At 70.5% G+C, this 24,348-nt stretch carries 20 protein-coding genes and 1 pseudogene; 12 read left to right on the top strand and 9 right to left on the bottom strand.

Going from position 1 to position 24,348, the window contains the following annotated elements; translation table 11 throughout:
- Nucleotides 1-28 precede the first annotated feature (28 nt).
- From ACWCQS_RS16465 to ACWCQS_RS16475, 3 genes are all read right to left on the bottom strand, one after another.
- Nucleotides 29-1,582 carry a DEAD/DEAH box helicase gene (locus ACWCQS_RS16465; RefSeq protein WP_451005053.1) on the bottom strand — a complete coding sequence of 518 codons (1,554 nt, stop codon included), beginning with the start codon at nucleotides 1,580-1,582 and terminating at the stop codon, nucleotides 29-31.
- A gap of 253 nt (nucleotides 1,583-1,835) precedes the next feature.
- Entirely contained in the window at nucleotides 1,836-2,039 is a 204-nt protein-coding gene (locus tag ACWCQS_RS16470) for a cold-shock protein (RefSeq protein WP_007383480.1), read from the bottom strand.
- A 229-nt stretch (nucleotides 2,040-2,268) separates the two neighbouring features.
- Nucleotides 2,269-2,607, bottom strand: a complete 339-nt coding sequence (locus ACWCQS_RS16475; protein WP_451005054.1) for a MerR family transcriptional regulator — start codon at nucleotides 2,605-2,607, stop codon at nucleotides 2,269-2,271.
- Nucleotides 2,608-2,822: 215 nt separating this feature from the next.
- Between ACWCQS_RS16475 and ACWCQS_RS16480 the strand changes: the two genes are divergently transcribed.
- Nucleotides 2,823-3,365 carry a DUF4262 domain-containing protein gene (locus ACWCQS_RS16480; protein ID WP_451005055.1) on the top strand — a complete coding sequence of 181 codons (543 nt, stop codon included), beginning with the start codon at nucleotides 2,823-2,825 and terminating at the stop codon, nucleotides 3,363-3,365.
- A 319-nt stretch (nucleotides 3,366-3,684) separates the two neighbouring features.
- On the opposite strand, the gene ACWCQS_RS16485 is transcribed toward ACWCQS_RS16480, so the two are convergent.
- The gene (locus ACWCQS_RS16485; protein ID WP_451005056.1) at nucleotides 3,685-4,590 is read right to left on the bottom strand and encodes an amidohydrolase family protein; all 906 of its coding nucleotides are present in this window, start codon (nucleotides 4,588-4,590) and stop codon (nucleotides 3,685-3,687) included.
- A 202-nt stretch (nucleotides 4,591-4,792) separates the two neighbouring features.
- Between ACWCQS_RS16485 and ACWCQS_RS16490 the strand changes: the two genes are divergently transcribed.
- Genes ACWCQS_RS16490 through ACWCQS_RS16505 form a run of 4 tightly spaced genes read left to right on the top strand, consistent with a single transcriptional unit; the run spans nucleotide 4,793 to nucleotide 8,575 of the window.
- Nucleotides 4,793-5,731, top strand: coding sequence for an ATP-binding cassette domain-containing protein (locus ACWCQS_RS16490; protein ID WP_451005057.1), 939 nt, complete (start codon nucleotides 4,793-4,795; stop codon nucleotides 5,729-5,731).
- On the top strand, nucleotides 5,728-6,579 hold the full coding sequence (locus tag ACWCQS_RS16495; protein WP_451005058.1) for an ABC transporter permease: 852 nt from the start codon (nucleotides 5,728-5,730) through the stop codon (nucleotides 6,577-6,579). The genes ACWCQS_RS16490 and ACWCQS_RS16495 overlap by 4 nt, the downstream gene beginning before the upstream one ends.
- 11 nt (nucleotides 6,580-6,590) lie before the next feature.
- Nucleotides 6,591-7,910, top strand: a complete 1,320-nt coding sequence (locus ACWCQS_RS16500; RefSeq protein ID WP_451005059.1) for a sensor histidine kinase — start codon at nucleotides 6,591-6,593, stop codon at nucleotides 7,908-7,910.
- On the top strand, nucleotides 7,907-8,575 hold the full coding sequence (locus ACWCQS_RS16505; protein WP_451005060.1) for a response regulator: 669 nt from the start codon (nucleotides 7,907-7,909) through the stop codon (nucleotides 8,573-8,575). The genes ACWCQS_RS16500 and ACWCQS_RS16505 overlap by 4 nt, the downstream gene beginning before the upstream one ends.
- Nucleotides 8,576-8,583: 8 nt before the next feature.
- Here the strand turns inward: ACWCQS_RS16505 and ACWCQS_RS16510 are convergent, their stop codons facing one another.
- Both ACWCQS_RS16510 and ACWCQS_RS16515 read right to left on the bottom strand, forming a co-directional pair.
- On the bottom strand, nucleotides 8,584-8,763 hold the full coding sequence (locus ACWCQS_RS16510) for a hypothetical protein (protein ID WP_451005061.1): 180 nt from the start codon (nucleotides 8,761-8,763) through the stop codon (nucleotides 8,584-8,586).
- 112 nt (nucleotides 8,764-8,875) lie between these two features.
- On the bottom strand, nucleotides 8,876-9,430 hold the full coding sequence (locus ACWCQS_RS16515) for a helix-turn-helix domain-containing protein (RefSeq protein WP_451005062.1): 555 nt from the start codon (nucleotides 9,428-9,430) through the stop codon (nucleotides 8,876-8,878).
- Nucleotides 9,431-9,684: 254 nt separating this feature from the next.
- Here ACWCQS_RS16515 and ACWCQS_RS16520 point away from each other — a divergent pair, with 254 nt between their 5' ends.
- The 6 genes and pseudogenes from ACWCQS_RS16520 (at nucleotide 9,685) to ACWCQS_RS16545 (ending at nucleotide 16,622) form a co-directional block, all read left to right on the top strand.
- The gene (locus ACWCQS_RS16520; protein ID WP_450981387.1) at nucleotides 9,685-9,888 is read left to right on the top strand and encodes a helix-turn-helix domain-containing protein; all 204 of its coding nucleotides are present in this window, start codon (nucleotides 9,685-9,687) and stop codon (nucleotides 9,886-9,888) included.
- Between the two features lie 143 nt (nucleotides 9,889-10,031).
- Nucleotides 10,032-10,631 (top strand): sigma-70 family RNA polymerase sigma factor, encoded by a 600-nt coding sequence (locus ACWCQS_RS16525; RefSeq protein WP_451005063.1) that lies wholly within the window; start codon nucleotides 10,032-10,034, stop codon nucleotides 10,629-10,631.
- Nucleotides 10,628-12,289: a BN159_2729 family protein gene (locus ACWCQS_RS16530; protein ID WP_451005064.1), complete on the top strand. Its 1,662-nt coding sequence runs from the start codon at nucleotides 10,628-10,630 to the stop codon at nucleotides 12,287-12,289. Before ACWCQS_RS16525 ends, ACWCQS_RS16530 begins: the two co-directional genes overlap by 4 nt.
- A 157-nt stretch (nucleotides 12,290-12,446) precedes the next feature.
- Nucleotides 12,447-13,145, top strand: a complete 699-nt coding sequence (locus ACWCQS_RS16535; RefSeq protein ID WP_451005065.1) for a hypothetical protein — start codon at nucleotides 12,447-12,449, stop codon at nucleotides 13,143-13,145.
- Nucleotides 13,146-13,240: 95 nt separating this feature from the next.
- Nucleotides 13,241-15,369: pseudogene (locus tag ACWCQS_RS16540) on the top strand (bifunctional polysaccharide deacetylase/glycosyltransferase family 2 protein).
- The gene (locus ACWCQS_RS16545) at nucleotides 15,366-16,622 is read left to right on the top strand and encodes an acyltransferase family protein (RefSeq protein WP_451005066.1); all 1,257 of its coding nucleotides are present in this window, start codon (nucleotides 15,366-15,368) and stop codon (nucleotides 16,620-16,622) included. Before ACWCQS_RS16540 ends, ACWCQS_RS16545 begins: the two are co-directional and overlap by 4 nt.
- A 421-nt stretch (nucleotides 16,623-17,043) precedes the next feature.
- Here ACWCQS_RS16545 and ACWCQS_RS16550 read toward each other — a convergent pair whose 3' ends face one another.
- The 3 genes from ACWCQS_RS16550 to ACWCQS_RS16560 form a co-directional block, all read right to left on the bottom strand.
- Complete coding sequence (locus tag ACWCQS_RS16550; RefSeq protein ID WP_451005067.1) at nucleotides 17,044-18,360, bottom strand: alpha/beta hydrolase family protein; 1,317 nt, start codon at nucleotides 18,358-18,360, stop codon at nucleotides 17,044-17,046.
- A 1,125-nt stretch (nucleotides 18,361-19,485) separates the two neighbouring features.
- Nucleotides 19,486-19,902 carry a YeeE/YedE thiosulfate transporter family protein gene (locus ACWCQS_RS16555; protein WP_451005068.1) on the bottom strand — a complete coding sequence of 139 codons (417 nt, stop codon included), beginning with the start codon at nucleotides 19,900-19,902 and terminating at the stop codon, nucleotides 19,486-19,488.
- Nucleotides 19,902-20,558 (bottom strand): YeeE/YedE family protein, encoded by a 657-nt coding sequence (locus ACWCQS_RS16560; protein ID WP_451005069.1) that lies wholly within the window; start codon nucleotides 20,556-20,558, stop codon nucleotides 19,902-19,904. The genes ACWCQS_RS16555 and ACWCQS_RS16560 overlap by 1 nt, the downstream gene beginning before the upstream one ends.
- 1,318 nt (nucleotides 20,559-21,876) lie before the next feature.
- Here ACWCQS_RS16560 and ACWCQS_RS16565 point away from each other — a divergent pair.
- Entirely contained in the window at nucleotides 21,877-24,156 is a 2,280-nt protein-coding gene (locus tag ACWCQS_RS16565; protein WP_451005084.1) for a peptidoglycan recognition protein family protein, read from the top strand.
- Nucleotides 24,157-24,348 lie beyond the last annotated feature (192 nt).

The raw sequence follows: 24,348 nt of genomic DNA on the forward strand, positions 1-24,348 counted from the left end.
TGACCGGGAGCGCATCCGCGTGCCCGGGCTATGCGTTCTTCCTCGTGGCGAAGCGACGGGCTCGGGCGGCGGTCCGGTCGTTCCCGCCCCGGCCGGCGGCCCGGCCCCTGCGGCTGCGGGCGGCGGATCCCTCGCCCTGGCGTCCCGCGTCGACCGGGGCGCTGAGGGTGACGGGCACGCCGGAGGGGGTCCGGGCGCCGGTGATGCGCTGCAGTTCGGCCTCGCCCGGGCGGATCCGGACGGCGTGCGGGGTGATGCCGGCGTCGGTCATCAGACGGTCCACCGCGCGCCGCTGGTGCGGCAGCACGAGGGTGACGACGGTGCCGGACTCGCCGGCGCGTGCGGTACGGCCGCCGCGGTGCAGGTAGTCCTTGTGGTCGCTGGGAGGGTCGACGTTCACGACGAGGTCGAGGCCCTCGACATGGATGCCGCGGGCGGCGACGTTGGTGGCCACCAGGACCGTGACGTGGCCTTCCTTGAACTGGGCGAGCGTCCGGTTGCGCTGCTGCTGGGACTTGCCGCCGTGCAGGGCCGAGGCACGCACCCCGACGGACAGCAGGTCCTTGGCGAGCCGGTCCACCGCGTGCTTGGTGTCCAGGAACATCAGCACGCGTCCGTCGCGGGCGGCGATCTCCGTCGCGGCGGAGTGCTTGTCGGCGTCGTGCACGTGCAGCAGATGGTGCTCCATCGTCGTGACGGCTCCCGCGGACGGGTCGACCGAGTGCACGACGGGGTCGTGGAGATAGCGGCGCACCAGGAGGTCGATGTTGCGGTCCAGGGTCGCCGAGAACAGCAACCGCTGGCCACGGGCCGGGACTTGGTCGAGCAGCGCGGTCACCTGCGGCATGAAGCCCATGTCCGCCATCTGGTCGGCCTCGTCCAGGACGGTGACGGCGACCTGGTCCAGTCGGCAGGCTCCCCGCTCGATGAGGTCCTTGAGCCGGCCGGGCGTGGCGACGACGACCTCGGCGCCGTCGCGCAGGGCACTCGTCTGCCGGCCGATCGACATGCCGCCCACCACGGTGGCGAGCCGCAGCCGCAGGGCGCGGGCGTAGGGGGTGAGCGCGTCGGTGACCTGCTGGGCCAGTTCCCGGGTGGGGACGAGGACGAGGGCGAGCGGCCGCCGGGGCTGGGCGCGCTGCCCGTCGAGGCGGGCCAGCAGAGGCAGACCGAAGGCGAGCGTCTTGCCCGAGCCGGTACGGCCCCGGCCCAGGACGTCCCGGCCGGCCAGCGCGTTGGGCAGGGTGGCCGCCTGGATCGGGAAGGGCACGGCCACGCCCTCGGCGCCGAGCGCGGCCAGCAGCCGTACGGGCATGTCCAGTTCGCCGAACGTCTCGACGGCCGGCAGCGGTTCGGTGAGGGTGACCGGCAGGGCGAACTCCTGTCGGCGCGCGGTGGAGCGTGCGCCCTGGCCGCTCTTTCGTCCGCCGCCGGGGCGGGGAGCCTGGCGGCCCGCGCCCTGCGTACGGAAGCGGCCGCCGGAAGCGGTGCCTGTCGAGCGGGTGGTGCCTGCCGAACGCGTGGACCTTCGGTCCGCGCGGAAGCCACCGGAAGTGCCCCCGGTGCGACGGGTGCGGTTCATGGAGGAACCTTCCTCGATGCGGCGTATCGAGGAATTCCGTCTGGCGGCGATGGCCGCACCGGGATTCGCAAGAATGAGCCGAAGAAAAAAGAAGAGCCGGGCCTCGTGGCGCTGCGGCCGGGACAGCCGGCGGTCCGGGAAACCCGGGAACCCGGAAACCGGGAAAACCAATGGGCTGGGGCCCGCACCCCAAGAGCGCGGGCCCCAGCCACATGATGCGCGAACCAGTGGCTCGCGACGGTTCGCGTCAGCGTCAGGCGGGAACGATGTTCTCGGCCTGCGGGCCCTTCTGGCCCTGCGTGACGTCGAAGGTCACCTTCTGGCCTTCCTGAAGCTCGCGGAAGCCGGAGGTGGCGATGTTCGAGTAGTGGGCGAACACGTCAGCGCCGCCGCCGTCCTGCTCGATGAAGCCGAAGCCCTTTTCCGCGTTGAACCACTTCACGGTGCCAGATGCCATATTGAATCTCCCTTGGGGGGCAGTGCCGGACTCCGCACTCTGCGGAGCCGAGTCGCCGCGATGATCACCCCTCCGGAAAGATCCGGAAAGCTCTGCAAAGAAAAAATCTCTGGCAACCAAAACTGCAACTGGTATCACGCTAACACAGCCGGGTGGCAGCGTGAATGCGTTTTCTGGTGTGTCCGCTGATTCTCGTTCCGCCGCACTCCGTAATTCTGTAGTGGCGGGACTAGGTATCCGCGTCGCGCTCGGCCAGCTTCCGGCGCATTTCCCGGTTCAGCCGAAGGGCGTCGTCGAGCCGGTCCTCCAGGGAGATGATGCGGCACGCGGCCTCGATGGGGGTGCCCTGGTCGACCAGTTCACGGGCGCGCGCGGCGACGCGCAACTGGCGGCGGGAGTAACGGCGGTGGCCGCCTTCGGAACGCAGGGGGGTGATCAGTCCGGCTTCGCCGACGGCCCGGAGGAAGGCGGGGGTGGTGCCCAGAACGTCCGCGGCCCGCCCCATGGTGTAGGCCGGGTAGTCATCGTCGTCGAGGTTGCCGGCGGCAGGGGCGTTCTCGGCGGGCATGGCACCTTCGTTTCGGGGGACGCGGCGTGGCACCCGCGCTCCGAAGACCCAGCGCCATCTGCCTCGTCCGACAACCCTAACTCCGCCGTGCGCGGAGATGTGGCCTCGCCGTGACAGATTTCCGCACGCGTCCGGACCAGCCGTCGTCGCCGGCCGCTGTGGCGCGGTCTCGGGCCCGGGTACGGCCCGATGCCGCGCTCATCTACCCTCCTCTGGTGGACGACTCCTCCTGCTCCTGCCTCCTCTGCGAACCGCCCGCGGACGGCCCGGCCTGGGAAGAACGAGACAGCCGGGTGGCCAAGAACGTCACCGACTTCGGCTGGCACGTCATGGGCGTCGGCGCCGGCGACGGCGCACCCGCCGACTGGGCCTACTCCATCGGGCTGTGGCACACGCTGCGCAGTCCCGAGGTCTGTGTCTTCGGGCTGCGGACGGACGTCGGAATGCGCGTCGTGAACGCGGCCGGAGCCGGGATCCGCGGTGGCCTTCCGCTGGGGCCGGACCAGCGCAGAGACGACGTCCTCACGGGCTACGACGTCGCTGTCCGGCCCGTTCACCCCAGTTGGTACCGGGACTTCTTGGGTGCCGGCATCGACTTCTACCAAGCCCCTCCGCTGCCGGTCACGCAGTTGTTCTGGCCCGACAGGTCCGGACGCTTCCCGTGGCAGGACGGAGTGGACGACTACTGCCGCACGAGTCAGCCCCTGCTCTGGATCCCGAAGTCCGAGACCGAGGGGCCGTGGTCGCGAGTCGCGTGAACCACGCCGGCCGACCGGTCGGTTCACGACCTCGTCAGCATCCCCGAGGAGCAGCGGGCGCCCGTACCCGACCGCTTGATCGAACCCCGAGGTCTCCGACCTCGGGGTTCACGGCCGGATCGTCGTCCGCGGTCGTCAGATGCGGCCCCGCCTGCTCCGTCAACTGCACGATCTCGGCACTCACCTGATCCCCCGGCACTCGCGGCCACGGATGACCCAGCGCAGGAACAGAGTCCTGCTCACACAGCCCGAACGCCCGAACCCGCGGGTCAGGGACTCAGTCCGAGGTGATGTCGCGCGAAGTCGGCAAGCGCCTCCTTCACAGCCCGAACAGCCGCGCCGCGTTGTCGTGGCACACCGCCCGGAGCCACTCCCGGCCGAGGTCCAGGCGTTCCAGGGCGTGGAGTTGGTGCACGTAGGGATAGGGGATGTTGGGGAAGTCGGAGCCGAGCAGGATGCGGTCGCCGAGCGCGGCGAGCCGGGGCAGGGCGCGGCGGGGGAACGGCAGGAATCCCTCGGTGAAGTCGGTGAACGCCATCGTCGTGTCCAGCCGCACCTGGTCGTACCGTTCGGCGAGGCCGAGGAACTCCTCGTACTCGGGCATCCCCAGATGGGCGACGACCAGCCGAAGCCTCGGATGCCGGGCCAGCAGCCGCGCGATCGGCTCGGGACCGGTGTGCTTGCCCGGCGCGGGCCCGGAGCCGCAGTGGATCACCACGGGGATCCGCGCCTCCGCCAGCAGCCCCCAGGCCGGCTGGAGCAGTTCGTCGGCCGGGTCGTAGGCCCCTACCTGTACATGTGCCTTGAACACGCGCGCGCCCGCCTCGACGGCCTCGCGGACGTACGTCTCGGCACCCGGCTCGGGATGGAGGGTCGCGGTGTGCAGACAGTCGGGGGTGCGGCGGGCGAAGTCGGCCGCCCATCCGTTCAGCCACCGGGCCATGCCGGGCTTGTGCGGGTAGAGCATCGCGGTGAAGGCCCGGACCCCGAACTCCCGGAGCAGGGAGGTGCGTTCCGCCTCCTGCCGCCGGTAGATGATCGGCCATTCGAGACCGCCGATCAGGGGTCCGTTCGTGTCGAAGTAGTCCCACACCTTGTGCAGGACACGCTCGGGCATGAAGTGCGTGTGCACGTCGACCAGCCCGGGAAGACCGAGCCCGCCCCAGAAACGGCGGACCTCATCGGCCTCGGCTGGGCCGGCGGGCGCGCTGCGGTGATCGTCCATGCCGCTCACGATCGGCCTTGGCGGCGGGCCGGGTCCAGCCCTTTCGGGCTCCGGGGCGGATCCCGTTCGCCGTAGTACCCGGGTACCACCGGCCCGGCAGTGTTCAGTCCCCGGTACCACCGGATCCGGGAGATGGCGGACTTAGCGTGGCGGAGGAGGCGTCGGGCGTGCCGGGCGCCCGAGTCCGAAAGAGAGAACGCGAATGATCGAGGCCCAGCAGCTCACCAAGAGGTACGGGGAGAAGACAGCCGTAGATGGTCTGGACTTCACCGTGAAGCCGGGTACGGTGACCGGCTTCCTCGGCCCCAACGGTGCCGGCAAGTCCACGACGATGCGCATGATCGTCGGACTCGACGCACCGACGAGCGGCTCCGTCACGGTGAACGGTCACCGCTACGCCCGTCACCAGGCGCCGCTGCAGGAGGTCGGGGCGCTCCTGGAGGCGAAGTCGATCCACCCGGGCCGCTCGGCCTACAACCACCTCCGGGCGCTCGCGCTGACCCACGGCATTCCGCGCCGCCGGGTCGACGAGGTCGTCGAGCTCGCCGGTCTCGGCAGCGTCGCCAAGAAGCGGGCCGGCGCCTTCTCCCTCGGCATGGGTCAGCGGCTCGGCATCGCGGCCGCGCTGCTGGGCGATCCCCAGACGGTGATGCTGGACGAGCCCGTCAACGGACTGGACCCCGAGGGCGTGCTGTGGATCCGCAATCTGCTGACGTCGCTCGCCGCCGAGGGACGGACGGTGTTCGTCTCCTCGCACCTGATGAGCGAGGTCGCGCTGGTGGCGGACCACCTGATCGTCGTCGGCCGGGGCCGGCTGCTGGCCGACACGACCGTACGGGACCTGGTGCGCGAGGCGGGCGGCGACACCGTGAAGGTCGCCACGCAGGATCCCGCACGGCTGCGGGACGTGCTGGCCGGGCCGGGCGTGGAGATCACCGGCCGCGTCGGCACCGAGGAGCTGCAGGTCACCGGGATGAGCGCCCGTGAGATCGGGCTGAAGGCGGCCGAGCACGGCATCCCGCTGTTCGAGCTGACCACGAAGGCGGTGTCGCTGGAGGAGGCATTCATGGAACTGACCAGGGACGCCGTGGAGTACCACGGCTCCACGACCGGCACCGAGACCTCCGGGAGCGCGGCATGAGCACCCTCACGGCGACCCCCGAGACCCCCGAGGCCGCCCCCAAGGCTCCGGCCCGCCCCGCCTACCGGGTGACCGGACGGCGCGTGCTGGCCTCGGAGTGGGCCAAGCTCTGGTCCCTGCGGTCCACCTGGATCACCCTCGGCCTGGGCCTGCTGTTCCTCGTGGCCTTCGGCGTCATCGCGGCGAGCCACTACAAGTCCAATCTGGACTCCGGCCGCCACATGGACCGCGACTTCGCCACCGCGACGGCGGTCAGCCTGTCCCTGTTCGGCACGAACTTCGCCCAGCTCGCCCTCGGCGTGCTCGGCGTGCTGGTCACGGCGGGCGAGTACTCCACCGGCATGATCCGCTCGACCCTCGCGGCCGTACCGCGCCGGCTGCCCGTGCTGTGGTCCAAGGCGGCGGTGTACGGACTCGTCGCCCTGGTGGTCGCGACCGCCGGCGCGTTCGTCGCCTTCCTCGTCGGCAGTCGGATCGTGTCCGGTACGCCCGCTGCCATGGGCCTCGGTCACGCCGGCGTCGTACGCAGCCTGCTGGGCGCCGGGCTCTACCTCGGCCTGGTCGGTGTGATCGGCGCCGCCCTCGGAGCGCTGCTGCGGTCCGTCGCCGGCGGCATCTCGGTCCTGGTCGCGGCCCTCATGCTGGTGCCCGGACTGGTCTCCCTGCTGCCCACCTCGTGGCAGGGCGACATCGACCCCTACCTGCCGAGCCACGCGGGCGAGTCGATCTTCGCGCTGACCCACGACTCCACCACCCTGTCGCCCTCCGCCGGGCTCCTGGTCTTCCTCGGCTGGACGGCGCTGGCGCTGGCGGGGGCGGCGTACCGGCTGCTGCGCAGCGACGTCTGAGCGACGTATGCATGACGCACCCGCATCATGGACGGGTGGATGTCGTGACCACCGATGAGCTCAGCGGGATGGGGCCGCTGGTCGCCCGGCTCGGCCGGGTGGGCCAGCGGCTCCGGCACGCCGACCGGGCCCGTCCGTGGGTGCTGGACACCGCGGTGGTGGTGCTGGCCTTCCTGATGCTCTGCCTGCCGGACCTGCTGCACGAAGCCCATGGGGACGGCGACGGCCCGCGCCGCTTCCGCCTCGTGTTCACCCAGCTGCCCACGCTCGGCATGCTGGCCCTGCAGGCCGGGCTGGTGCTGCCGCTGCTGTGGCGGCGGCGCGCGCCCGCGGCGGCCTTCGGTGCCGTCGCGGCCGTGTTCGTCGTCCAGTGGTCCCTCGGCGCCGCGCTCCGGGCGGACGTCGCCCTCTTCGTCGCCCTGTACAGCCTGGCCCTGCACGGGCGGCTACGGCAGCTGCCGTGGGCCTGTGCGGTCATGGCGGGTGCGCTGGGCCTGGTGGCGGCGCGGGTCTCGGCGGCGGTGTCGGTCTGGGACGCGCTCTTCTTCCTGCTCAGCACGGCGACCGCGGCCCTCGCGCTCGGCCTGATGATCCGCATCCGGCGGGCTCAGCTCGCGGGGCTGCGGGATCGCGCGGCCCGGCTGGAGACGGAACGCGACCAGCGGGGCAGGCTCGCCGTCGCGGCCGAGCGGACCCGGGTGGCCCGTGAGATGCACGACATCGTCGGCCACAACCTGTCCGTGATCATCACCCTCGCCGACGCGGGTGCCTACGCCACCGCCGCCGCCCCGGAGCGGGGCAAGGAGGCCCTGCACCTCATCGGCGACACCGGTCGCCAGGCCCTGAGCGAACTGCGGCGGGTGCTCGGCGTACTCCGTGAGGCGGACGGCCCGCGGGGCGAGCCCGAACTGAGCCCGCAGCCCGGTCTCACGGACATCGACGCGCTGTGCGAGGGCGTCCGCGCCGCCGGCCTGGACGTCGTCTACCGTACGGCCGGTGACGTCGACGCCCTGGACAGCGGGGTGCAGCTCACGGTCTACCGGATAGTGCAGGAGGCCCTGACCAACACCCTCAAACACGCCGGCGCGGGGACGCGTGCGAACCTGGCGATCGTCGTGGAGGACGCGCGGCTGACCATCACCGTCCAGGACTCCGGGCCGGCCACACCGGCCGGCGGCCGGCCCCGCACGGCGAACGAGGAAGGACACGGCCTGGTGGGCATGCGAGAACGAGCGGCTCTCTACGGCGGACACGTCAGCGCGGGTCCCGCGGGCCCGGGATGGACGGTGCGCGCCGCCCTCGACCTCGCTCCCCAGGGCGGTGCCCGGTGACCACGGTGCTCGTCGTGGACGACCAGCCGCTGCAGCGGTACGGCTTTCGCATGCTGCTGGACTCCGTGCCCGAGACGGAGGTGGTCGGGGAGGCGGCACACGGCGCCGAGGCCGTGCGCAAGACCGCCGAACTCCGTCCGGACGTCGTCCTGATGGACGTCCGTATGCCCGGCATGGACGGCATCGAGGCCACGCGCCGTATCGTCGCCGCCGGCGACCGCTCCCGCGTCCTCGTCCTGACCACCTTCGACCTCGACGAGTACGTCTACGCGGCCCTGCGCGCCGGAGCCAGCGGCTTCCTCCTCAAGGACGCCCGGCCCGAGGAACTCCTCGCCGGCATCCGTGCCGTAGCCGTGGGAGACGCGGTGATCGCCCCCGCGCTCACCCGCCGTCTCCTGCACGAGTTCGCCCGGCTCGTGCCGTCCGGGGGCGACGGCTCCGCCGAGGATCCGCGCCTGAGTGCCCTCACCGACCGTGAACGCGAGATCCTCGTCGCCATCGGCAAGGGCTGGACCAACGGCGAGATCGCCACGCGTTTCGTCCTGTCGGAGTCCACGGTGAAGACGCATGTCGGCCGTGTCCTGTCCAAGATCGGCGCCCGCGACCGCATCCAGGCGGTGATCTTCGCCTACGATCACGGTCTGGCCCGACCGCACGCGGACTGAGCGGCGGGTCACGTCCCGGACGATCTGGGCTTGGTCAGGGGCTCCGCGACTAAGCCCGGCGCCTCACCGGTGAACTCCTCCTCGTTGACCCAGACGATGCCGACCTCGCCCTCCGGGGCGTCGATGACCACCTTCGCACCGTGCGGGATGCCCCGGACTCGCTCCACACGCCATTGCCTGGTCTCCATGCGGACACCCCATCCCAGATACCCGTTGCGGTCATACCCCGCCAGAGGTAGACGGAATGGAACCACGCAGATACGGCGCGTGTGTGGTGATTGAGGGAAAATCCTCAGATGTCTATTTATCGAGAGAGTCACCGTCGCCCGCGAGCCCGCGCAGCCGGCGTTGCACACGCGTCCATTCCCGGATGTCCTCGGCCTTCTCGGCCCTGTCCTCCGGGGCCTGCTCGGGGTCGCGCGTCGCGAAGACGATCAGACGCATGCCCTTGCGCTTCAACTCGATGACGTCGGTGTCCACGAGCTCCCCGTCGGCGAGTTCGTGCTGGATGCGGGCCGGGAGCCGCGAGACGAACCCGGCTGCGTCCCCGGAGGCGGATGCCGGAGCCTCGGCGACCGGGCCGGATATGGCCGAATCCGTCACCAGGGTCGGGGCACCGCCCTCCAGGACCGTCCTGGCGCTTCCGGGTGCCCAGCCGAGAGCCCGTTCGAGCTTGTCGATGGTGAGCGGCATGGTCTTGTAGCCGTCGCTGGACTCGGCGCGCTGCACCGTGGAGTAGCCGATGCCCGCCGCTTCCGCGAGGTCTTCCTGTCTCCAGCCGCGCGCCTTGCGTGCATCACGGATGGCCGCTGCGAGGCGCTTCCAGTCTCGGGGAGTGGTGGTCACAGTCGTCATGATGCCTCACCGTATGGCAACACCTACAGATACTTTCAAGCTGTTGACCAGTAACGAGTCTGCTTGTGAACCGGTAAGGCGTTGCCTGGCGGATTCAGCCTCACCAGTGACACGTTCATCTCATCGATGACACGTTATGTGACACCTCCGTGCGGTCGACGAGCCTGGTCAACGCATCACGGTGATGTATTCCTGCCCCTTTCGGTTGCATTCACTCCTTGCGGTGAGGTTTCTTCCTCGCTAGTGTCCTCCCCGTGACACCTAACGGAGCCACGATTCGCGCCTTCCGTGAGGCGCGCGGGCACTCGTTGAGGAGCCTTGCAAGCCTCACAGATAGGCATCCCAGCACCATCATGCGCATCGAAGAAGGATGCCGGGGTACGACCCCCGAGACCCTGAGGCGGATCGCCGCAGCGCTGCAGATCCCCGTCGAGGCCATCACCAGGGAGGGGCCGTGAGCGAGGAATCGTTCCTGTCCCGTCGGGTGGGCGGTGGCGGGCAGCCCAGGGGAGGGGACCGGGAACGGTGGTCTCCCGGGTGTCGGCAGGGCCGGTCGTACCCCGTTCCTCGCCGATGCCCGAGCCGAAACGGAGACAGTCAAGTGACTCATCCCTGGGCCGAGACCGGTCCGCTGAGAGGGCTGGAGCCCGAGCTCATCAGCCGAGCGAGAAGCGGCGACCGGAAGGCGTTCGCGGCCTTGTACCGCCAGCACCGTGACACGGTCTACGCCGGCATCGTCCGCCGGGTGAACAACCGGGACCTCGCGGAAGACCTCACCCAGGAGGTGTTCGTGCGGGCGCTGCGCCGTATCGAGACCTTCACCTGGCAGGGAAAGAACATCGACGCCTGGCTGCTGACGATCGCCCGGAACCTGATCGCCGACCACTACACCTCCAGCCGGGCGCGGCGCGAGGTGCCCACCGGCGAGTTCGGGGAGTGGGGCGAGTGGGACGGCAACACCGAGGACACCGTGCTCCTCAGCGTCCTGGCGGCGGAGGCGCGGAAGGTGGTCGGCGACGCGCTGCCCTTGCTCAACCCGCACCAGCGCACCTGCCTCCGGCTCAGGTTCCTGGAGGAGCTGTCCGTCGCCGAGGCGGCCCGGGTGATGGGCCGGCAGCCCAACGCGGTCAGGTCGCTCCAGCATCGGGCCATGCGCAACCTGACCGAGCTCGTCCGGGAGACCTGGGCGGTGGGAGCGTGACGCAGGAGGGGAGCATCCGAGCGGCCGCCACGGTCATCCGCGAGTGCTTCGCGAACTTCGAGGCGGAGGTCGCGGTCAGGCTCGCACTGGCGCTGGACACCGACACCGTGTCGCGGCTGTGTTCCGGGAGGTCCGAGGAGGAGCGGGAGCCGCAGCGGGCGCGGGGGCGTGACACGGTGATCCTGCGGCAGGCGCCGGCCCTCGCCGGGCAACCGGACGCCGAGCCGGTGAACTCGCTGGAGGCCGAAGCCGTCGCGTGGCAGGCGAAGTGCGCCCAGGCCAAGGACGTCTGGGCCGCGCTGGGGATGCGGTTCCACGGCCACAGGCCGGAGGTCATGGCCATCGAGTGGGACCGCGACCGGGTGGTGGTCTGCGTCAAGGCGGTGTCCCTGGCCGACTGGTACTTCTGGCTCGCCGTCATCGGCGCACCGGTGGACGCCGACACGCGGCAGGCCGGCTATGCGCAACTGGCCTTCGGCGAGTTGGACGGGGTGCCGGTGCATCTGGTCGCGCACGACGTACCGCGCTTGCTCAGCGAGGCATGGGACGCGGCCCGTGAACCGTACTTCCTGTGGGGCCGCGTCTACGACCTGGCGCGGCCGCTGACCGACCGCAACGGCGTCACCTGGCACCACCACCGCTTCCGGCCCAAGGACCACGTCCCTCTCCTGCGAAGGGACGGCGACGACGAGCCCTCGGCCCTGACGTACCTGATCCACGAGGCGGGTCCACTGACCGCCGGGACCGATCGCCGCGGCCCCGATCCGGCGGCGGGGGTTGTCGGTTGCGGGCCGGATGTGGCGGCGGGGGTTGTCGGTTGCGGGCCGGATGCGGCGGCGGGCGTCGTTGTTGGCTGTGGCCCGGATCCGGCGTCCGGGATTGCCGGCTGCGGGCCCGATCCAGCGGGCGGGATCGCTGGTTCCGCTCCCGACTCGGCGGCGAGGGTCGCGTTCGCTCCCGATTCGGCGGCCAGGATCCCTGGGCGCGCTCCCGATCCGGCGGCCAGGATCCCTGGGCGCGCTCCCGATCTGGCGGCGAGAATCGCTGGATTCGCTCCCGATTTGGCGACCAGGGTCGCGTTCGCTCCCGATTCGGTGGCCATGACCGCTGGTTGCGCCCTCGATCCGGCGGCCGGTTTTGCCGGCTCTGCCCCCGATTCGCTGGGCGGGTTTGTCGGGTTCGGTGCTGATTCGGCGTCTGGGGTCGCTGGGTTTGCTCCCGATCCGGCGTCCGGGACGGCTGGTTGCGCCCTCGATCCGGCGGTCGGTTTTGCCGGCTCTGCCCCCGATTCGCTGGGCGGGGTTGTCGGGTTCGCTGTTCCCGATCCGGCGTCCGGGGTCGCTGGGTTTGCTCCCGATCCGGCGTCCGGGACGGCTGGTTGCGTGCTCGATCCGGCGGTCGGTTTTGCCGGCTCTGCCCCCGATTCGCTGGGTGGGGTTGTCGGGTTCGCTGTTCCCGATCCGGCGTCCGGGGTCGCTGGGTTTGCTCCCGATCCGGCGTCCGGGACGGCTGGTTGCGTGCTCGATCCGGCGGTTGGTATTGCCGGCTCTGCCCCCGATCCGCTGGGCGGGGTCGTCGGGTTCGCTGCCGATCCGGCGTCCGGGATCGCCAGTTGCACCCCCGGCCCGGTGGGTGTCGAGGATGGCGGCGACGCGTGAGTCCGGCATCCCCGTTCGACTCCGGAGAGCACCTGGTGCCTCTTGCCCGGTTGAGCCGGGTGCTCTCCGGTACTGTGCCCGCCTCGGGCACAGGGGCCGCACCGTACCGCCCCCGAAGCGGTGCGGCCCGCCCGCCCGCCTCACCACGGCCGGTGGCGTGGTGAGGCGGGTGTGGGGGGCCGGCGCGGACGACCGGCTGCTCCAGCCCGCCGAGGGAACCTCCGGCGCCGCGCACGACTGCGACGGACCCGTCTTCGTCGACGCGTCCGGGCGTCGCAGCCGCCGCTTCCGCCGCCTCGGCATCGCCGTCGGTCTCGCCTGCGCGGCCTATCCCCTCGTCACCCTCGCCACCCTCCTGTCGGGCAACTCCGGTGCGCCCTGGCTGTCGGTGCCCGACCGGAAGGCCGGCACGTCGGCCGTCCGGGTCGACACCTCGCCGCGGCCTTCCCGCTCGGCCGAGCCGTCCCGTTCGCGGAGCGACTCGGCCGAGCGGGTCCGCTCCGCGAGCGGTGCTTTCGTACCCCGCGCCCAGGCCCGTCGCCGTACCACCCCGTCGGCGGGCGCGACCGCCCTGCCCGGGTCCTCGGGCAGCCCGGTCACGCCGGGGGCATCCACCGTCCCGAAACCGTCGGCGAGTTCCGCCGAGCCCACCTCCGGCCGCACCACCGATGCCCCCGACCCCGGCCCGTCCACTACGGCAGACTCCTCGCCGGACCCCACCACGTCCGGCGGCGATGTCACACCCGGCCCAAGCCCGTCCACGGTGTACGACGGCTCCATGGCCGGCGGACCCGTCCGTCCTGTACGCGTCGGCGCCGGCTCCACCCGCCTTTCGTCTCCGGAGAACGTCCGCTGATGGCATCCAGCCCCGTCCTCCACACCCCCGCGACGAAGAACACGCGGAACAACACGCGGAAGACCACCGCGAGCGTCCGGCGCGCCCGGCTGCGCATGCGCTTCCTACTGCCCCTGCTGGTCCTCCTCGCCATGATGGCGATGCTGATGCTGCGCGGGTATGTGCACAGCGAGATCCTCGCCGACTACCGCGTCCGTTCCGAGGCCCCCACCGACAAGGTGCCGGAGAGCGTTCTCGAGGGCGGCCCGGTCATCGACACCCGCAACGGGCGAACGACCAGCCTGCGCGTGCCCGACCACCGTCTCGTCCTCACCTTCGACGACGGCCCGGACCCCACCTGGACCCCCAAGGTGCTGGACGTGCTGAAGAAGTACCACGCGCACGCGGTCTTCTTCGTCACCGGCACCATGACCTCGCAGCACCCGGGCCTCGTCCGCCGCATGGTGGCCGAGGGCCACGAGGTCGGCCTGCACACCTTCGACCACCCCGACCTCGCCTACCAGTCCAGACGGCGCATCGACTGGGAGCTGTCCCAGAGCCAGCTCGCGCTCACCGGGGCGGCCGGCATCCGCTCGTCCCTGTTCCGGCCGCCGTACTGCTCCTTCGCCGACGCCATGGACAACGCGTCCTGGCCGGTGACGAAGTACATCGGTACCCGCGGCTACATCACCGTCGTCAACGACACCGACAGCGAGGACTGGCGGAAGCCGGGCGTCGGCGAGATCGTCCGCCGGGCCACCCCCGAGGGCGGCAGGGGCGCGATCGTCCTCATGCACGACGCCGGTGGCGACCGCCGCCAGACCGTCGAGGCGCTGGACGAGTTCCTGCCCCGGCTGCAGGCCGCGGGCTACCGGTTCCAGAACCTCAGCGAGGCGCTCCACGCGCCCAGCGCGAACACCCCGGTGACCGGCCTGAACCTGTGGCAGGGCAAGGCGTGGATCTTCCTGGTCCGGGTCTCGGACAGCATCACCGACGGCCTGGTGGTCGCACTGGCGGTCACCGGCGTGCTGGTCCTCGCCCGCATCGGTCTGCTGCTCCTGCTGTCGGGCGTGCACGCCCGCCGCGTACGCCGCAAGGCCTTTCGCTGGGGTCCGGTCCCGGTCACCGAACGGGTGTCGGTGCTGGTGCCCGCGTACAACGAGGCCGCATGCATCGAGAAGACGGTCCGTTCCCTGATGGCGAGCGAGTACCCGATCGAGGTGGTCGTCGTCGACGACGGGTCCGGCGACGGCACGGCCCGCATCGTGGAGGACCTGCGCCTGCCGGACGTGCGCGTCGTGCGCCAGCCCAACGCGGGCAAGTCCGCCGCGCTGAACAGGGGCCTCGCACTCGCCCGTCACGACCTGGTGGTGATGATGGACGGCGACACGGTGTTCGAACCGTCCACCGTGCGCGAGCTGGTGCAGCCCTTCGCGAACCCCCAGGTCGGCGCGGTCGCCGGCAACGTCAAGGTCGGCAACAAGGACTCCCTGATCGGTGCCTGGCAGCACATCGAGTATGTGGTGGGCTTCAATCTGGACCGCAGGATGTACGACGTCCTGGGCTGCATGCCCACGATCCCGGGCGCGGTCGGGGCCTTCCGCCGGTCGGCACTGGAAGGCGTCGGCGGCATGAGCGACGACACGCTTGCCGAGGACACCGACATCACGATGGCCCTGCACCGGCACGGCTGGCGGGTGGTGTACGCGGAGAACGCTCGCGCCTGGACCGAAGCCCCCCAGTCCGTGCGGCAGTTGTGGTCGCAGCGCTACCGCTGGTCCTACGGCACGATGCAGGCGATCTGGAAGCACCGTCGTGCCGTCGTCGACAAGGGCCCGTCGGGCCGGTTCGGGCGCGTCGGTCTGCCGCTCGTCTCCCTGTTCATGGTCGTGGCCCCGCTGCTGGGACCGCTGATCGACGTGTTCCTGCTGTACGGCGTGGTCTTCGGGCCCACGCAGAAGACGCTGGTTGCCTGGCTGGGCGTCCTGGCGCTCCAGGGGGCCTGTGCGGCGTACGCGTTCCGGCTCGACCGGGAGAGGATGACGCACCTCGTCTCCTTCCCGCTCCAGCAGATCCTCTATCGGCAACTGATGTATGTGGTCCTGCTTCAGTCCTGGATCACCGCACTCACCGGAGGCCGCCTGCGCTGGCAGAAGCTGCGGCGCACGGGCGTGGTGCAGGTCCCGGGCACGGTCCCGCGGCAGCAGGCGCGCGGAGCAGGAGTGATCGGAGGCCCGTCGGATGACGACACACGAGTACGCGGCGGAGACGACCTTGTCCCTGAGCCCACCCCGGCCCGCCCCGCCGGCGATCCCGGCGCCCACGCCGGCCCCCGCTCCGGCCGCGTCGAGGCCGGCCCGTGACCGCTACCTGGACCTGCTCCGCTCGATCGCCCTGGTCCGGGTGGTGGTCTACCACGTCTTCGGCTGGGCCTGGCTGACGATCCTGTTCCCGTCCATGGGTGTGATGTTCGCGCTGGCGGGCTCGCTGACGGCGCGCTCGCTGAACCGTCCGGCACGGGACGTGATCAGGAGCCGGCTGCGCCGCCTGCTGCCTCCGCTGTGGGTGTTCGGCGCGGTGGTGCTGGCACTGATGTGCGCGGCCGGCTGGAACCCGGTGAAGGACCCGGACCACGGCGGCAGCTGGGGCCTGCTCGAACTCATCGATTACGTCGTTCCGATCGGCACCCCGCCGTACCCCGAGCACCTCGGCGCCAACTCCGGTCTGCTGGAGGACACCTGGGCGGCGCAGGCGGTGGGTCCGCTGTGGTACCTGCGCGCGTATCTGTGGTTCGTCGTCGCGTCCCCGCTGCTGCTGTGGGCCTTCCGCCGCGTCCCATGGGTGACGCTGTTGGCACTGCCGGCACTGACGGCCGCCGTCGGCACGGGCCTGGTCACCATCCCCGGTGCGACGGGTGACGCGGTGACCGACTTCGTGGTGTACGGCGGCTGTTGGGTGCTGGGCTTCGCCCACCACGAGGGAATGCTCAAGCGGATCCCGCGGTATGCGCTGGTGTCCTGCGCGGTCCCGGTGATGGCGTTCGGTCTGTGGTGGGCGTCGGGTCATCCGGGCCCCGACGGATGGGATCTGAACGACATCCCCCTGGCCCAGGCGACGTGGTCGTTCGGGTTCGTGGCGATCCTGCTCCGGTACTCCCCGTCGTGGCAGGCGCTGCCGGGCCGGCTGGCGCGCTGGGACAAGCTGGTGACGCTGTCGAACAACCGCGCCGTCACGGTCTACCTGTGGCACAACCTGCTGATCGTGGCCACGGTGCCGATCATCGACCAGGCGTACCACCTGCCGTTCCTGCAGAGCGACAGCGCGACGGCGGCGCTCGACAGGACGTACACGCTGTGGATGTTCGTCCTGGTATGGCCCCTGATCGCCGTCACGACCCTCGTGTTCGGCGCGATCGAGGACGCCGCGGCGAACCGGACTCCTCGGCTGTGGCCGAACGGAACGAGGAAGCCGACCGGACGACACGCCCGCCGGACCTAGCCAGGGTCTGCGAGGTGCCCTGTCTCTTCAGTTCTGCCGCGGCGCTCGTTCCGTGGTGAGCATGAGTTCCTCCGCCCGCGTCGGCACCGAGGCATCCGCGACTGCGACGTGCAGCGCGACGAACTCCCCGGCCGGCTACTGCGGACGCCCGCCTGGATGCCGCGACGTCGGTGCCGTGCGGAGCCGTGAAGGCCATGGAGATCCTCAACAGCGGCCACGGCATGCCGGCCGAACGGAGTACCGTGCTCGCCTCGACGTCGGTCGTGGTGCGCACCGACAGCGCGGCGTCCGCGGCGGTCTGCCGCTTCTCGCCCCACACGGCCTGCGGCACTCGGGCTGCATGGATGCCGTCGGAGCCGAAACGCCGAAGGGCGGACCCGCGAAAAGGACCCGCCCTTCGGACGCCTGGTCAGCCCTCTGTTCAGCGGACGAAGGAGATCTCCGGGTAGCTCTTGTTGGGTCCGTCGAGCAGGGTGCTGTGCTGGTGGCGCAGCTCCTGGTCGAAGAAGGCCGCGAGGTAGGCCCGCTGGACAGCGACCGCGCGGTCCGGATCGATCGTGCCGAACTGCTGCTGGAGCTGAGCCTGGGAGAGTCCGAGCAGGCCCGCCTCCTGCGGCACCATCCACTCGTTGTCGCTGAACGACAGGTGCGCCGCGCCATGGAGCTGGATGTCGACCCGGTATCCCTTGAGATGCGACCACAGCGTGCGCCACGAGCCGTCGTTGTTGCGGTTGTGGGTTCCGGAGCTGAACAGCATGAAGGGGCGGTCCAGGTCCTTGCTCGGCGCCGTCCCGAAGAACTGGCCGTCCAGGTCGGCGCCGGCCTTGATGCGAGAGTCGAGCTGCATGGAGGTGTCGACCGCGCCGCCGCCCAGCGACCAGCCGAACATGCCGATGCGGGACATGTCCACGGACTGCGTCAGCCCGGTGGGGAGCGTGGGGTGGCCGGGGTCCGGGTTGCCGCCCTTGCTGATCGTGTTGAGCTGGTTGATGACGAAGCGGATGTCGGCCGCGCGCACCTTGAGCGTGTCGGAGGAGTGGGCGCCCGCCGGCATCGTGTTGACCTCGAGCCGGTTGCCGGGGAACTGCACCTCGTTGGCGTCGTGGGTGTGGTCGACGGTGACGACGAGGTAGCCGCGGCTGGCGAGGTCCTGGGCGAGCGCGGTGCCCATCGCGCGGTCCGAGTGCAACCCGGTCGAGTACAGCAGGACGGGCAGCTTGCCGAGCTTGGTGTTCACCGGGGCGAGGACATGGCCCGCGGTCCTCGGCAGGGTCACCTGCTGCGGCGACAGTCCGCGTGAGGCGAGGAAGTGGGCGCCGGAGATCGACGGCATCCACGGCGCCTGATAGTGCCCGGACGTGGCGGTGGCCGGATACCAGAGCGACACCATCAACTCGCGAGGGGTGCTGCCGGGCACGTACGGATCCGTACGGGACTTGTCGACGAGGTGCAGGCCGACCATGCCCACGCTGTACGGCCCGGTCGGCGCGGGCATGTTGAGCTGGAGACCGGACACATCCGTGCGGCCGGACGTGAGGGCCTCAGGGTGTACGGGCTTGTGGTGCAGCGGCGCCTCGTCGTTCTCGGGCGCCCAGGGCGTGTGCTGGTCGGGCTGGTCGGGCGAGAACCCGGTGGCCGCAGGCTTGTTGGTCGTCTTCCCGGCGGCCATCGCCGGCGTCATCCCCGCACCCAGGGCGACGGCCAGCGCACCTGCCGTACCGACCGCTCTGGCGATCACTCTGCGACGGTGGCGCGGGCGGCGGTGTTTCATGGGACCCCCTTGTTGGTCAGCGATCGCAGCACGAGCGATCGAATGCCGCACACCGTACCGCTGGGGCGGCCGATGCACTGCGCGGAGATCCCTGCCGCCGGCAGCGCCTCCCAGCCGTTTTGCGAACGCGACTTCACAAGCGCCCCGGCGAACAGTGGTGCACTGACACATACGCATCCCGCCGAGCCTCCGCTCAGCGAGGGCGCGCACCACAAGCAGAAGTCGACCGGCAGCCGACCCGAACTCGCGCTCCCAGCTTGGGAAGCGACGGCGCTTGCCTAGCGTGAAGATCTCTGACCTGCGGCTTTGCCCTCTTGCCCGGTTGCGGAGAGGGCAGCCGGCCAACTCCTGCGAACGGGCGTCGGTCCAATGGGCGCCGTTGCAGGAGCATATACGGGGTTACGGCAGACCAGCGCCCCGCGGAGCGAGCAGGTCGGGTCAGGGTTGCCTCGCGCAGGACCAGCGTGTCCGCCACGAAGCAGGCGACCTCGCCGTCCGCGTCCCGGCCGATCGGTGGCCGGGTCGTCGACGATCGAGACCCGAGGTAGTGCCGCTCCCAGGCCACATGCGCGACGACCACCCCGGGGCTGCCCTGGTGTCGCAGCATCACCGCGTACGGCAGCCCTGCGGCGTCCCGTGCGGCCGCCACCGCGGCGTCGATCGGCCCGAGCACGGCTGCGCGCCCGGAGTCCCACCCTTCGCCGTCGGCGACCTCGACGGTCTCGGAGCCGGCCATCAGACGGTGGCTCGCCGGGCCCGCCCGTGCCGCTTCAAGTAGAACAGCTGCAGGGACCCTTCGGGACCGCCCACCTCGAAGCGGTTGAGAACTTTGCCGAGGGGGTTCCAAGGGGGCGTCGTGCGCTTCCTCTCGGTACGCGCCTCCCTTCCGCAACCCGTCGATCAGGAAGTCGACGATGCGCAGGCTGCGCTCGGAGTAGTCCAGCGGCAGCCGGTTGCGGGCGGTGACACGCGAGACGAAGTCGGCCGCGCAGTCCGCAACGGGGTACGGGCGCTGCCGCGGGGTGGTGAGGATCAGCAGGCGGGATGGTGTGGCGAGGGCCTGGAGCGTCGTGGCGACGAAGGCCGCGGTGGTTACAGGCCGCAGGAGCCGCGGTCGAGGTGGAAGTAGCGGGCGTTGGCCCAGCGGCACAGCCGGATACCGACGGTGACGCCGGCGATGGTGACCAGGGCGGGCAGGTATCCGCCGGCGACCTGGACGATCGGGATCGCCGGGCATCCCCCGGAGATCGCCCAGCCCGTGCCGAACAGCACTGCGCCAGGGATCACGCCGGCGTGGATGCGCCCCGGGGTGCGGCGGACCCGCAGCAGAGCGAATGCACACACGATGATCACGACGGCACCGGCGAAGGAGAGGAGCATGCGCAGGTCCTGGAAGGTGAACATGCGGTTCAGCTCGGTGTAGTCGCCGAAGCCGATGTCGGAGACGGTGTAGCCGAGAGTGAGGCCGGTGATGATGTTGGCCAGCAGAATCGCGCCCCGAGTACGCATCAGATCACCTTCCACAGCAGGAACGACACCGCGACGGCGGTGCCGAAGAACACGGCGGTCGCAACGAGGCTGACGGGGCGTAGACGGCCGCAGCCGTTGAGTCCGTGGCCGGAGCTGCACCCATCGGCCAGCCGAGTGCCGAAGCCGACCAACACGCCTCCGACGAACAGCAGGACGGTCATGGTGGTCGGGTTTGCGGTGACCACCTGCCGGAATCCCGGTCCCATGTCGAAGCGGAGGTGGAACCGCCCGGAGGTGACGGCGGCGATCAGTCCGCCGAAGAAGATCGACACCAGCAGGGCAGCCTGGGTGACCAGCGGGGCGGGGCCCGGGCTCGTGACCGCGGTGTCCTCACTCGCCGTCGGTTCGGCGTCCGCTTCGAGCAGCTGTGAAGTCCCGTGCGGAACCGGCGGTACGGTGGGCGCGGCGGGGCTGGTGCCGAAGTGCTCCGCCGTAGCTGCGGCGAGAGCGTCGGCCAGCGCACGCTCGTCGGTGAACTCCTCGTCCATCCGCTCCAGTCGGCGCTCCCTGCGCCAGTGCAACACGCGATCCCACGCGGACGACACCCCGAAAGACCGGTCCGTGGTGAGGGCGTGGTTGATGGTGATCAGAGCGAGCCCGGCAGCGCCGGCCCACCAGGGCCAGTAGCCACTCATGCGGGACCTCCCATCCATTCGGTGAATCGAGCCCACCAGCCGCGCTTCGAGCTGGGCCCCTGCCCCGCGTGTCGGGATGGGCGATCTGGAGGCTGGGGAAACGGTGGGGACGGTGACGGTCGGTAATGCGACACCGGTATCGTCGGAGATGCCGCCCCGAACTGAGCCATGGTCTCCGGTACCCCGGTCACAGGTTCTGACGGCGCCGGTGGCCGAGCCGGTGGCGGCTGCGACCGGGACGCGTTCTCAGGCGGCCAGGGATCGTGTTGTGGCGGAGGGGCCTGCTGGGGTCCCTGCTCTGGGCCGGCGGCACCGGACCGGTCCTGGCCGGTGGCCGCGTCTTCAAGGTGTCGCGCGCGGGCACCGTTGGGCAGCAGGCTGATCGGCACGCGCTCGCCGGTCAGTGACACCTGGTAGCGCGCACAGCCGAGCCACTGATCCTCGCTGTCGCAGTAGTAGTCGCGCCAACCTTGCAAGCTGGCCCTGAGCAAGGGGAAGAGGGGGCATCCTGCGGCGTGCGAGCAACTCACGTTGCTCCCTTCTGACCGGCGCACACCGCCCGTTCCGTGAGGGCGGTTGCCGTTCTCGGTCTCTTGCCCTCGCCGCGCCCGGGTCGACGATCTCAAAAGGCGCGGTGATGGCCTGTCACGATGCGGAGCAGTGCCTTCCTTTCTCGACCGGGCGAGATGGAACCATTGTTTTGGTGTCCCGAGCAACCTCAGGAGGATTTTCGCCGTGACCGCTTGACATTGCTGAGTGGGGCGTGCCACGCGATATCGAGTCAGTTGTTCGTGGAGATGGTGCATGTATGGGGGTTGCTTGTGGCGAAAATGTGAATTCGGTTGTGACGAAACTGTTGATATTACTGGGTCGTTAATGGGGGCGTAAATGAAGGGGAATCATGTGCCGACGTGCTGTCTGCCAGTCATGCCGGAAGGCGACCTATGAGGGCTGCGGGAGGCACGTGGAGCAAGTGCTCGCCGGCGTGCCAACACCTCAGCGGTGCATGTGCGGGTCGGCGGAGCACGTTCCGCGACGCATGGACGGTTCACCCGGCCGCTCGAAGGGCGGCTGGTGGACCCGGCTCACCGCGTGGATGAAAAGTCCGGCATGAAGTCTGTGCATTACCATCCCAGTGATCTACGCCACTGCGGCCTGTGTTTCCCGTGATGTTCGTCGGTTGGGCTGCGCTGTAGGTGGGGGCCACTCCTGTGATGGGTGTGCCTCACGTGACTTTTCTCTGCGGCTTTTCCCGGCCTTCTGATGGGGTGGATACGTCGTGAGTCGTCGTACGTCGCATGCGTACAGACCGCTGAGCCTGAAACGACGGGCGTGGCTGACGCTCGGTGCCGTGGTCCTGGGAGGTGGCGGCGTGGTGACGTACGCGGTCGCCAGCCCCTCCGGCGGATCTGCGGCGGGCCGGGCCAAGCGGCCCGTGAAGGTCTACGACCTCGCGCTCAAGGGGACCACGGGCGGCAAGCAGGAGCTGCCGGGCACGCAGACACAGCAGTTCTCCCTGGTGGGCGTCTCCTGGACGGGGGCCGTCAAGCCGCTCGACGGCACGGCGCAGGTGCGCACCCGCAGCCTGGACAGTGGTGCGTGGAGCGCCTGGCACGACCTTGAAGTGAACATCGACCCGCCGGAGGACCCCAAGGCCGGAATGCGCGGCGCGTCCGAGCCTCTGTGGGTCGGTCCCTCCGACGGCGTCCAGGCCCAGGTGGTCCACAAGGACGGCACCACGGGTGCGCTGCCCAAGGGACTCCAGGTCAACCTGGTCGACCCCGGCGTGGTGACCGACGCCGAGACCAAGGCGACCGAGCCGGCGGCGTTCGTCGCCGAGGCGAGCAGCCCAGCGGCCACGCCCACCGATTCCACGGCACCCACCGACGGTACGACCGTGACACCGACGGACGGCCAGACCGGCACGTCCCCCGCGCCGACCGATACGACGTCCCCGGCCGCCACCGACACCACGACCACGGCCACGCCCACCGGCTCGGCGTCCACCTCCGTGTCCCCCTCGGATTCGACGAGCGCGTCCCCGAGCCAGTCGGTCACCACACCGTCCGCGCCGCCGTCCACCGTGCCCGAGCCGCCGATCACCTCGCGCGCCGACTGGGGCGCCGACGAATCGCTCAGCCCCGACCCGTCGGAGTACAACGCCGACGTCAAGGCCGTCTTCGTCCACCACACCGACGGAGCCAACGACTACTCCTGCGCCGACTCGGCCTCGATCGTGCGCGGCATCTACGCGTACCACACGCAGGTCAACGGCTGGAACGACATCGGCTACAACTTCCTCGTCGACAAGTGCGGCACCATCTTCGAGGGCCGCAAGGGCGGCGTCGACCTGCCCGTGCTCGGCGCCCACACCTACGGCTGGAACCGGGAGTCCACCGGCATCGCGGTGCTCGGCGAGTACACCTCCACCAGCGCCTCCGACGCCGCCCTGGCCTCCATCGCCCGCGTGGCCGCCTGGAAGCTCGGCCAATACGGCGCCGACCCGGCCGGCCCGGTGCAACTCAAGGCCGGGGCAAGCCAGCAGAACTACTTCGGCACCAGTTTCACCGCCGGCACCGCATACACGTTCCAGCGGATCTCCGCCCACCGCGACGGGTACAACACCCAGTGCCCGGGCAACTCGCTGTACGCCCAGCTTCCCACCATCCGCGCCTGGGCGGCAGGCCCGGTGCAGGGCCTGAAGGTCACCTCGGTCGGCGGCGCGGGCCTGTCCGGCTCGACGTACTACACCAAGGGCACCGTCACCCTGAACTGGACGACCACCACGCCCGGTTCGCTCATCTCGAAGTTCGAGCTGCTGGTCGACGGCAAGGCCGTGACGTCCGTCGTCGGCACCGCCACCTCCGCCGGCACCACCCTGGCCCTCGGCAACCACACCGTCGCCGTGCGCGCCGTCCACCAGTCCGGCAGGACCACCACGAGCGCCGCGGTGAACGTGGTGGCGGAGACGACCGCGCCGACCTTCACCACCACGCCGACCCTCTCGCTGCGCACCGGCACGGTCAACACCAGCGCCGTCCCGGTCACCCTCGGCTGGAAGGCCACCGACAACGCGGCGCTGCAGAGCGTGAAGCTGCTGTCGCCGACCACGGCCACCTTCGGCCCGACCGCCACCAGCTCAAGCCGTACGGCCGCGTCCGGCACCGCGGCCACCTGGTCGATGCGGGCCTACGACTACGCCGGCAACTACCGCACCTCCTCCCCCTCCTACACCCCGGTGATCCTGCAGGAGACCTCGGCGGTGAAGTCCGGCAGCTGGACGACCCGTTCCTCCACCAGCTACCTGGGCGGCAAGTCGTACTCCAGCGGCTCCAAGGGCGCGAGCCTCACCTGGACCTTCACCGGACGCTCCGCCTCCTGGGTGGTCTCCCGCGCCTCCAGCTCCGGCCAGGCGTACGTCTACGTCGACGGCGTCAAGGTCAGCACGGTCGACCTGAAGTCCTCCACCACCCTCTACCGGCAGGCGATCTGGACGAAGACCTGGTCCAGCAGTGCCAAGCACACGGTCAAGATCGTCGTGGTGGGCACCAGCGGCCGCCCGACCATCACCACCGACGGCCTCGTCCACATCAAGTAATCCCCCAACCCCTGTCGGATCGGGGATGTACGGCACAGGGGCCCTTGTCCCGCCTGGCCGACCCGGCGGGACAAGGGCCCCTCGCGGATCGGGCGCTGCCTAGAAGGCTCATGAAGATCTTGGGGTTCTGGCCCCGCCGCGTGAGCGGCGGGGCCAGACTCGTTTCGTGGTGATGGGGGAATGGGCCGGGGA

Source organism: Streptomyces sp. NPDC002076, from assembly GCF_053593835.1.